Source organism: Undibacterium sp. Ji49W (assembly GCF_049340205.1).
In the GTDB taxonomy this organism is placed as follows: domain Bacteria; phylum Pseudomonadota; class Gammaproteobacteria; order Burkholderiales; family Burkholderiaceae_D; genus Undibacterium.
Genome location: NZ_JBMPOW010000028.1, coordinates 59,237 through 66,201, shown reverse-complemented (window position 1 = coordinate 66,201; position 6,965 = coordinate 59,237). Strand labels below are relative to the sequence as shown.

8 protein-coding genes are annotated in these 6,965 nt (G+C 51.9%); 6 read left to right on the top strand and 2 right to left on the bottom strand.

Annotated features, from left to right (window positions below; genetic code table 11):
- Positions 1 to 617 precede the first annotated feature (617 nt).
- Positions 618 to 1,394 carry an enoyl-CoA hydratase gene (locus tag ACO0LK_RS25670; protein ID WP_110258199.1) on the bottom strand — a complete coding sequence of 259 codons (777 nt, stop codon included), beginning with the start codon at positions 1,392 to 1,394 and terminating at the stop codon, positions 618 to 620.
- A 147-nt stretch (positions 1,395 to 1,541) separates the two neighbouring features.
- On the opposite strand from ACO0LK_RS25670, the gene ACO0LK_RS25665 reads away from it, so the two are divergent.
- On the top strand, positions 1,542 to 1,694 hold the full coding sequence (locus tag ACO0LK_RS25665; protein ID WP_186950772.1) for a hypothetical protein: 153 nt from the start codon (positions 1,542 to 1,544) through the stop codon (positions 1,692 to 1,694).
- Positions 1,695 to 1,700: 6 nt separating this feature from the next.
- On the opposite strand, the gene apaG is transcribed toward ACO0LK_RS25665, so the two are convergent.
- Positions 1,701 to 2,075 (bottom strand): Co2+/Mg2+ efflux protein ApaG, encoded by a 375-nt coding sequence (gene apaG / locus ACO0LK_RS25660; protein ID WP_186950773.1) that lies wholly within the window; start codon positions 2,073 to 2,075, stop codon positions 1,701 to 1,703.
- Between the two features lie 103 nt (positions 2,076 to 2,178).
- Here apaG and rpe point away from each other — a divergent pair, with 103 nt between their 5' ends.
- The 5 genes from rpe to trpD all read left to right on the top strand — a co-directional run bounded on the left by rpe (position 2,179) and on the right by trpD (position 6,965).
- On the top strand, positions 2,179 to 2,844 hold the full coding sequence (gene rpe, locus ACO0LK_RS25655) for a ribulose-phosphate 3-epimerase (RefSeq protein WP_422980189.1): 666 nt from the start codon (positions 2,179 to 2,181) through the stop codon (positions 2,842 to 2,844).
- A gap of 66 nt (positions 2,845 to 2,910) precedes the next feature.
- Positions 2,911 to 3,594 (top strand): phosphoglycolate phosphatase, encoded by a 684-nt coding sequence (locus ACO0LK_RS25650; protein WP_422980187.1) that lies wholly within the window; start codon positions 2,911 to 2,913, stop codon positions 3,592 to 3,594.
- 273 nt (positions 3,595 to 3,867) lie between these two features.
- Entirely contained in the window at positions 3,868 to 5,364 is a 1,497-nt protein-coding gene (gene trpE, locus ACO0LK_RS25645) for an anthranilate synthase component I (protein WP_422980185.1), read from the top strand.
- On the top strand, positions 5,365 to 5,937 hold the full coding sequence (locus ACO0LK_RS25640; RefSeq protein ID WP_422980183.1) for an anthranilate synthase component II: 573 nt from the start codon (positions 5,365 to 5,367) through the stop codon (positions 5,935 to 5,937).
- Positions 5,934 to 6,965, top strand: coding sequence for an anthranilate phosphoribosyltransferase (gene trpD, locus ACO0LK_RS25635; protein ID WP_422980181.1), 1,032 nt, complete (start codon positions 5,934 to 5,936; stop codon positions 6,963 to 6,965). The genes ACO0LK_RS25640 and trpD overlap by 4 nt, the downstream gene beginning before the upstream one ends.

The window sequence follows — 6,965 nt, the reverse complement described above, 5'->3', positions numbered from 1 at the left end:
TACTTAAACTGTTGCACGGCATTCACAGCTACCGGCTTATTCCGCAATCTATTCAATCGCTCATTTCGCCAGCTTTACTTCGCTTCATTTCTCCCCGCTCTTCAGCGGGAGGCGAACTATAGCAAACCTTCACCCTTCTTTGCAAGTGCTTTGCGGGAATTATTTAGATTGTTCTTTGGCAGGCTGGCGTGGGGGCGCTGGTTTTGTAGGGTGCGCTCCGCGCACCGGCTTTTGGGGGTGAGCGGGTGTCTTATATATATGCGTATATACGTAATTAAATGGTGCGCGTGGCGCACCCTACTATTCTTGGTGTTTGGCGTATGACTGGGTAGCTTGCCTCGCCGCTCATCAACAGGCGACGCTGGGCTCTTGCCTGCGCAGGAGCGACGGGGCGGGGGAGTCTATATTGATTGCAATTCGCTCATCGACCGAAACCCATCCCCATCCCGACCTTCCCCTTGAAGGGGAAGGAGTTTGCACGGCTCTGCAAAATGCTGGCTTTGCTTCGCGAATGAGATGTATTTTTTTAAAACTGCATAGATGCGATTTAATTTATAGAGGCGCGTCATATGTATGACGCGCCTCTTCTGTATAGCCTTTATATAACTAAACACAAATTACTTATTCTTGAATACCGCCGGACGTTTCTCCAGGAAGGCTTGCATGCCTTCTTTCTGGTCTTCAGTACCAAAGCTTGCCTGGAACAAACGGCGCTCATACTGTATGCCTTCTGACAGCGTGGTTTCATAAGCACGGTTGACTGACTCTTTAGCCATCATGATGATGGGCAGAGACATGGAAGCGATCACATTCGCTGCTGCGAAAGCTTCTTCCATCAGCTTATCCAAAGGTACGACGCGGGACACCAGGCCAGCACGCTCCGCCTCGACCACATCCATCATGCGTGCAGTCAGGCACATGTCCATGGCTTTGGATTTGGAGATCGCACGTGGCAAACGTTGTGTGCCGCCAGCACCAGGCAAAGTGCCGAGCTTGATTTCTGGCTGGCCAAATTTGGCATTTTCAGCAGCGATGATGAAGTCACACATCATGGCGACTTCGCAACCACCGCCCAGAGCATAGCCGGCAACGGCAGCAATGACTGGCTTACGGATCTGGCGCATGGTTTCCCAGTTGCGGGTGATGTAGTCATCTTTATACGCATCCATGAAACTATAGCCCACCATGGCAGCAATGTCGGCACCGGCGGCAAAGGCTTTTTCACTGCCTGTCAGGATGATGCAATGGATGTTTTCGTCCTTGTCGAAAGCCTTGAGTGCCAGACCAAGTTCATCCATGAGCTGATCGTTCAGCGCATTCATGGCCTTGGGGCGATTCAGGGTGATCAAGCCGACTTTGTCACGGGTTTCAGTCAAAATACATTCGTAAGTCATGGATGCTCCTGATATATATATATATTGTGTAGGGTATTGTGTAGGGATATGCAGCACAAATGCCGATAAGTGTATTGTAATGCGCCAGGCAAGGGCTTGCTGTGAAGCAGGTACAATGCGCCTAATTTATTTAACGAGGTGAATGCGATGTGGCTATTGGCACTGGAAGCAGGCGTTGCGATGTTTATACTGATTTTTATCGTCTGGTGGACGATGTTTCAAGGCCGTGCGCCAGAAACACCACCCAAAGAAGATAAAAAACCAGTCGAGCAAACCCAGGATAGCGACAATCCGCAATAAGCCGGATTAATGCAGAGTGCGCGGCAAGGATAAAACAAATTCGGGGATGTCTGCCTCAAAGCGATGCGCGTCTTCTGCCACGCAGAAATAGCTGCCTTTCATGCTGCCCTGTGGCGTTTTCAGGGAACTGCCGCTGGTGTATTCAAAGCTTTGCCCCGGCGCCAGAAAGGGCTGATGGCCAACAACACCCAGGCCCTTGACTTCTTCTACATGGTTTTTGCTGTCCGTGATGATCCAGTGACGGGAAATCACCTGGGCTGCCACGGTGCCGGTATTTTTGATGGTGATGGTGTAGGCAAAAACAAAATTGTTTTGCTCAGGATCGGACTGGTCTTTCAGATACTGTGTGGCCACCGATACACTTATTTCATACGCTGCCATAATTTTCTTTCAAGATGAACTATGTTCATTGTGCCAGACGAAGACAACAGCCGCTTGCCCTCACAAGGTAAAATAGCATATCTTTTTCAAGCACGATTCCAACATGACTACTTTCCGTATTGCTCCCAGTATATTGTCTGCCGATTTCGCCCGTCTGGGAGAAGAAGTCCGCAATGTCGTCGCCGCAGGCGCTGACATGATCCATTTTGATGTCATGGACAATCATTATGTGCCCAATCTGACCATAGGCCCCATGGTGTGCGAAGCGATACGCCCGCATGTGCAGGTGCCTATCGATGTGCATCTGATGGTCAAACCTGTGGACCGTATCATCCCCGATTTTGCCAAGGCTGGTGCCAATATCATCACCTTCCATCCGGAAGCATCTGAACATATAGACCGCAGCCTGCAAACCATACGTGACCACGGCTGTAAGGCTGGCCTGGTATTCAACCCCGCCACGCCCTTGCATGTACTGGAAAACGTCATCGACAAAATCGATATCGTTTTGATCATGTCGATCAACCCTGGTTTTGGTGGTCAGACCTTTATCCCGCATACGCTGAAGAAAATCGCACAAGCCCGCAAGATCATCGATGAATCTGGCCGCGACATCATGCTGGAAGTGGATGGCGGCGTCAAAATCGAGAACATCGCAGAGATCGCCCGTGCCGGTGCCGATACCTTTGTTGCCGGTTCTGCCATTTTTGGTAAACCCGACTACAAGGCCATCATTGATGCCATGCGCCTTGAGTTGTCCAAGGTTTAATCCTCAATTTCACCTCCAGGCTTTTCGCCACGCCAGGCGGAAAGCCTATATCTGATCGCCCCCACCATGTTCAGCCACATCAAAGCCGCCATCATTGATCTTGACGGTACCATGATAGATACCGCACCAGACTTTCTGGTCGCCATCAACCACATGCGTGAGGACTTTACACTGGCACCGCTGACGCTGGATGTCATCAAGACCATGGTGGGCAAGGGCTCTGAAAATCTGATCCAGCAAGTCTTGTCGCTGGATTTTGATGCGGATGGCGTAGCAACCCGCTTCGATGATGCATTGGCGGCTTACCAGCGCCATTATCTGCTCATCAATGGCAACCACAGTCAGCTTTACCCACAGGTACATGAAGGCTTGCAAGCCATGCGCGACCTGGGGCTGCGCCTGGTATGTGTCACCAATAAACCACTGGCCTTTGCCTTGCCACTGATGCAAAAGAAGGAAATATTCCATTATTTTGGACAAGTCTATGGCGGCGACAGCTTTGCAAAAAAGAAACCTGATCCCCTGCCCATGCTGGAAGCCTGCAAGGTTCTGGGTCTGCCACCATCACAAGTGCTGACCATAGGGGATTCCAGCAATGATGCAATTGCTGCACGCGCAGCAGGTTGTCCGGTCCTGACCGTGCCGTATGGATACAACCACGGTGAAGCTGTACAAAATATTCAAAGTGATGGTATAGTCGAAACCCTGTTGGTAGCAGCACAACTGCTGTCGGCGAAAAACTCTCATTGACTTTCAAACCATTCACATAACGAATGTTCATCGATAACAAACGTTCCATGATCACTCCAGGCACTTTTGAGGCCTGGCTATGGCGACGCTGGCAATTCTGTTAAACCACGAATGCCGCGAGTGGCTGTGCACATCCCCAGCACATCTTCTTGCTTGTTATATCAATTTGTCTTACCCGTCCATACTCTCTTGAGCGAATTTGCGTGCGCTGCTGGCTGCTGTTGCAGACGCGTGCACAAGTTTCAGGAGCAGGCAGGCGGTTGAAAGAAAACCATGACCGAACTCGAATTCAAATCGTTGGCCGCGCAAGGCTACAACCGTATCCCCATGATTGCGGAAGCCTTCGCCGATCTGGAAACCCCGCTCACCCTGTATCTGAAACTCGCTCAAACCCAGAATGCGGGCAAGAATACTTTCTTGCTTGAATCCGTCGTGGGTGGCGAACGTTTTGGCCGCTATTCCTTCATAGGCTTGCCTGCCAATACGCTGGTACGCAGTTTTGGTGAAAAAGTCGAAGTCCTGAAAAACGGCCAGGTCATAGAAAGCCATGACATGAATCCGCTGGATTTCATTGCTGAATTCCAGTCCCGTTTCAAGGTTGCCCTGCGCCCTGGCCTGCCACGTTTTTGCGGTGGCCTGGCTGGCTACTTCGGCTACGATGCTGTACGTTATGTAGAAAAACGCCTGGCTGGCAAAGCACCGAAAGATGATCTGGGCTTGCCAGAAATCCAGTTATTGCTGACGGAAGAGCTGGCCGTTATCGACAATGTATCCGGCAAACTCTACCTCATCGTGTATGCCGACCCGACCCAGCCGGAAGCCTGGTCCAAAGCCCGCCAGCGCCTGAAAGACTTGCGCGCCATGCTGCGCCGTAGCGTTGATGCGCCGGTCACATCGGCGTCTGTCCGCACAGAAACTATACGCGACTTCGCCAAGGATGATTACCTGAAGGCCGTAGAAAAAGCCAAGGAATACATCATGGCAGGCGACCTCATGCAGGTGCAGGTGGGCCAGCGCATCAGAAAACCCTATGTCGATTCACCGCTATCGCTGTACCGCGCCCTGCGTTCGCTGAACCCTTCGCCGTACATGTATTTTTATAATTTTGGCGACATGCAAATCATAGGCGCATCCCCAGAAATTCTGGTGCGCAATGAAAGCCTGAATGACGGCAGCAAGAAAGTCACTATACGTCCACTGGCTGGCACCCGCCCACGCGGCACCACACCAGAACGTGATGCCGCACTGGCAAAAGAATTATTGGCCGACCCGAAAGAAATCGCCGAACACGTCATGCTGATAGACCTGGCCCGCAACGACATAGGCCGCATCGCCCAGACTGGCAGCGTCAAGGTCACCGACCAGATGGTCATCGAAAAATATTCGCACGTACAACACATCGTCTCGAATGTAGAGGGTGTCTTGCAAGCCAATTTGTCCAACCTCGATGTATTGAAAGCCACCTTCCCGGCAGGCACATTGTCTGGTGCGCCCAAGGTCAGGGCAATGGAACTCATCGATGAACTCGAACCCGTCAAACGCGGCATTTATGGCGGTGCCTGCGGTTATCTGTCCTTCGGCGGCGAAATGGATCTGGCGATTGCGATACGCACCGGCGTCTTGAAAGACGGCATGTTGTACGTACAGGCAGCCGCAGGCGTGGTGGCTGATTCGGTACCCGAAATGGAATGGCAAGAAACCGAAAACAAGGCGCGCGCAGTATTACGTGCGGCAGAACAAGTGCAAGACGGCCTGGATGGAGAGATTTAAATGCTACTGATGATAGACAACTACGATTCCTTCACCTACAACCTGGTGCAGTATTTTGCCGAGCTGGGTGAAGATGTACGTACCTACCGTAATGATGAAATTACGATTGCTGAAATCGAGGCGCTGAAACCTGATCACATCTGCATTTCACCCGGCCCTTGTACACCGGCTGAGGCTGGTGTTTCCATCGCCGTGATAGAACGCTTTGCTGGCAAAACGCCTATTCTCGGTGTGTGTCTTGGTCACCAGGCCATAGGTGCAGCATTTGGTGGCAAGGTTATCCGCGCCAAGCAAGTCATGCATGGCAAGACTTCTGCGATTGCCCACACTGGCGTTGGCGTCTTCAGGAATTTGCCCAGCCCTTACACGATTACCCGTTACCACTCCCTGGCGATAGAACGCGCCAGCCTGCCAGATTGCCTGGAAGTGACAGCTTGGACAGATGACGGCGAAATCATGGGTGTGCGCCATAAGGAATTTAATCTCGAAGGCGTGCAATTCCACCCCGAATCCATCTTGTCCGAGCATGGCCACGCCCTGCTGAAAAACTTTTTGACTGGAACAGCATCATGACCATATCTCAACAAGAAGCACTGACACGCCTGATAGAACACCGTGAAATTTTTCACGATGAAATGCTGTTCCTGTTCCGCAAACTGATGGGTGGCGAAATGTCGCCAGTCATGATCACCGCGCTGACCATGGGCCTGCGCGTCAAGAAAGAAAGCATAGGCGAGATCACCGCAGCAGCTCAAGTGATGCGTGAATTTTCGACCAAGGTGCCGCTGGCCAATACCACCAACATGATCGACATCGTAGGTACGGGTGGCGATGGCGCACATACCTTCAATATCTCTACCGCATCGATGTTTGTTACCGCTGCTGCCGGTGCGCGTGTTGCCAAACATGGTGGCCGTAGTGTGTCGTCTTCTTCCGGTAGTGCTGATGTGCTGGAATCTCTGGGCGCGAACATCAATCTCAAGCCTGAACAAATCGCCCAGTCGATAGCACAAACCGGCATAGGCTTCATGTTTGCGCCGAATCACCACGCGGCGATGAAACATGCCGCACCCGTACGACGTGAACTGGGTGTACGTACTATCTTCAATATCCTGGGACCATTGACCAATCCCGCTGGCGCGCCGAATATTTTGATGGGTGTGTTTCACCCTGATCTGGTAGGTATACAAATCCGCGTCCTGCAACGCCTTGGGGCACAACATGCGCTGGTGGTATGGGGGCGTGACAATATGGACGAAGTCTCGCTCGGGGCACCAACCATGGTGGGTGAACTGGTAAATGGCGAGATTCGCGAATACGATATCCACCCTGAAGACTTTGGCTTGCAGATGGTGTCCAACCGCAATCTGCGTGTGTCCGGTGCGGATGAATCAAAAGCAAAGATACTCGAAGTGATGAGCAATGTGCCCGGTGCAGCTACCGACATCGTCGCCCTGAACGCGGGTGCAGCCTTGTACGGGGCAGGCATAGCCACGTCGATTGCAGAAGGCGTCAAACTGGCCCAGTCAGCTATCGCATCCGGCGCAGCCAAGGCCAAGCTGGAACAGTTTATTGAAGTCACCCAGCAACTAGGGAAATAA

Coding starts and splice junctions, on each gene's coding strand:
- ACO0LK_RS25650 (WP_422980187.1), top strand. CDS start 2,911: ATGTTCAGCCACATCAAAGCCGCCATCATTGATCTTGACGGTACCATG.
- ACO0LK_RS25665 (WP_186950772.1), top strand. CDS start 1,542: ATGTGGCTATTGGCACTGGAAGCAGGCGTTGCGATGTTTATACTGATT.
- trpE (WP_422980185.1), top strand. CDS start 3,868: ATGACCGAACTCGAATTCAAATCGTTGGCCGCGCAAGGCTACAACCGT.
- ACO0LK_RS25640 (WP_422980183.1), top strand. CDS start 5,365: ATGCTACTGATGATAGACAACTACGATTCCTTCACCTACAACCTGGTG.
- ACO0LK_RS25670 (WP_110258199.1), bottom strand. CDS start 1,394: ATGACTTACGAATGTATTTTGACTGAAACCCGTGACAAAGTCGGCTTG.
- rpe (WP_422980189.1), top strand. CDS start 2,179: ATGACTACTTTCCGTATTGCTCCCAGTATATTGTCTGCCGATTTCGCC.
- trpD (WP_422980181.1), top strand. CDS start 5,934: ATGACCATATCTCAACAAGAAGCACTGACACGCCTGATAGAACACCGT.
- apaG (WP_186950773.1), bottom strand. CDS start 2,075: ATGGCAGCGTATGAAATAAGTGTATCGGTGGCCACACAGTATCTGAAA.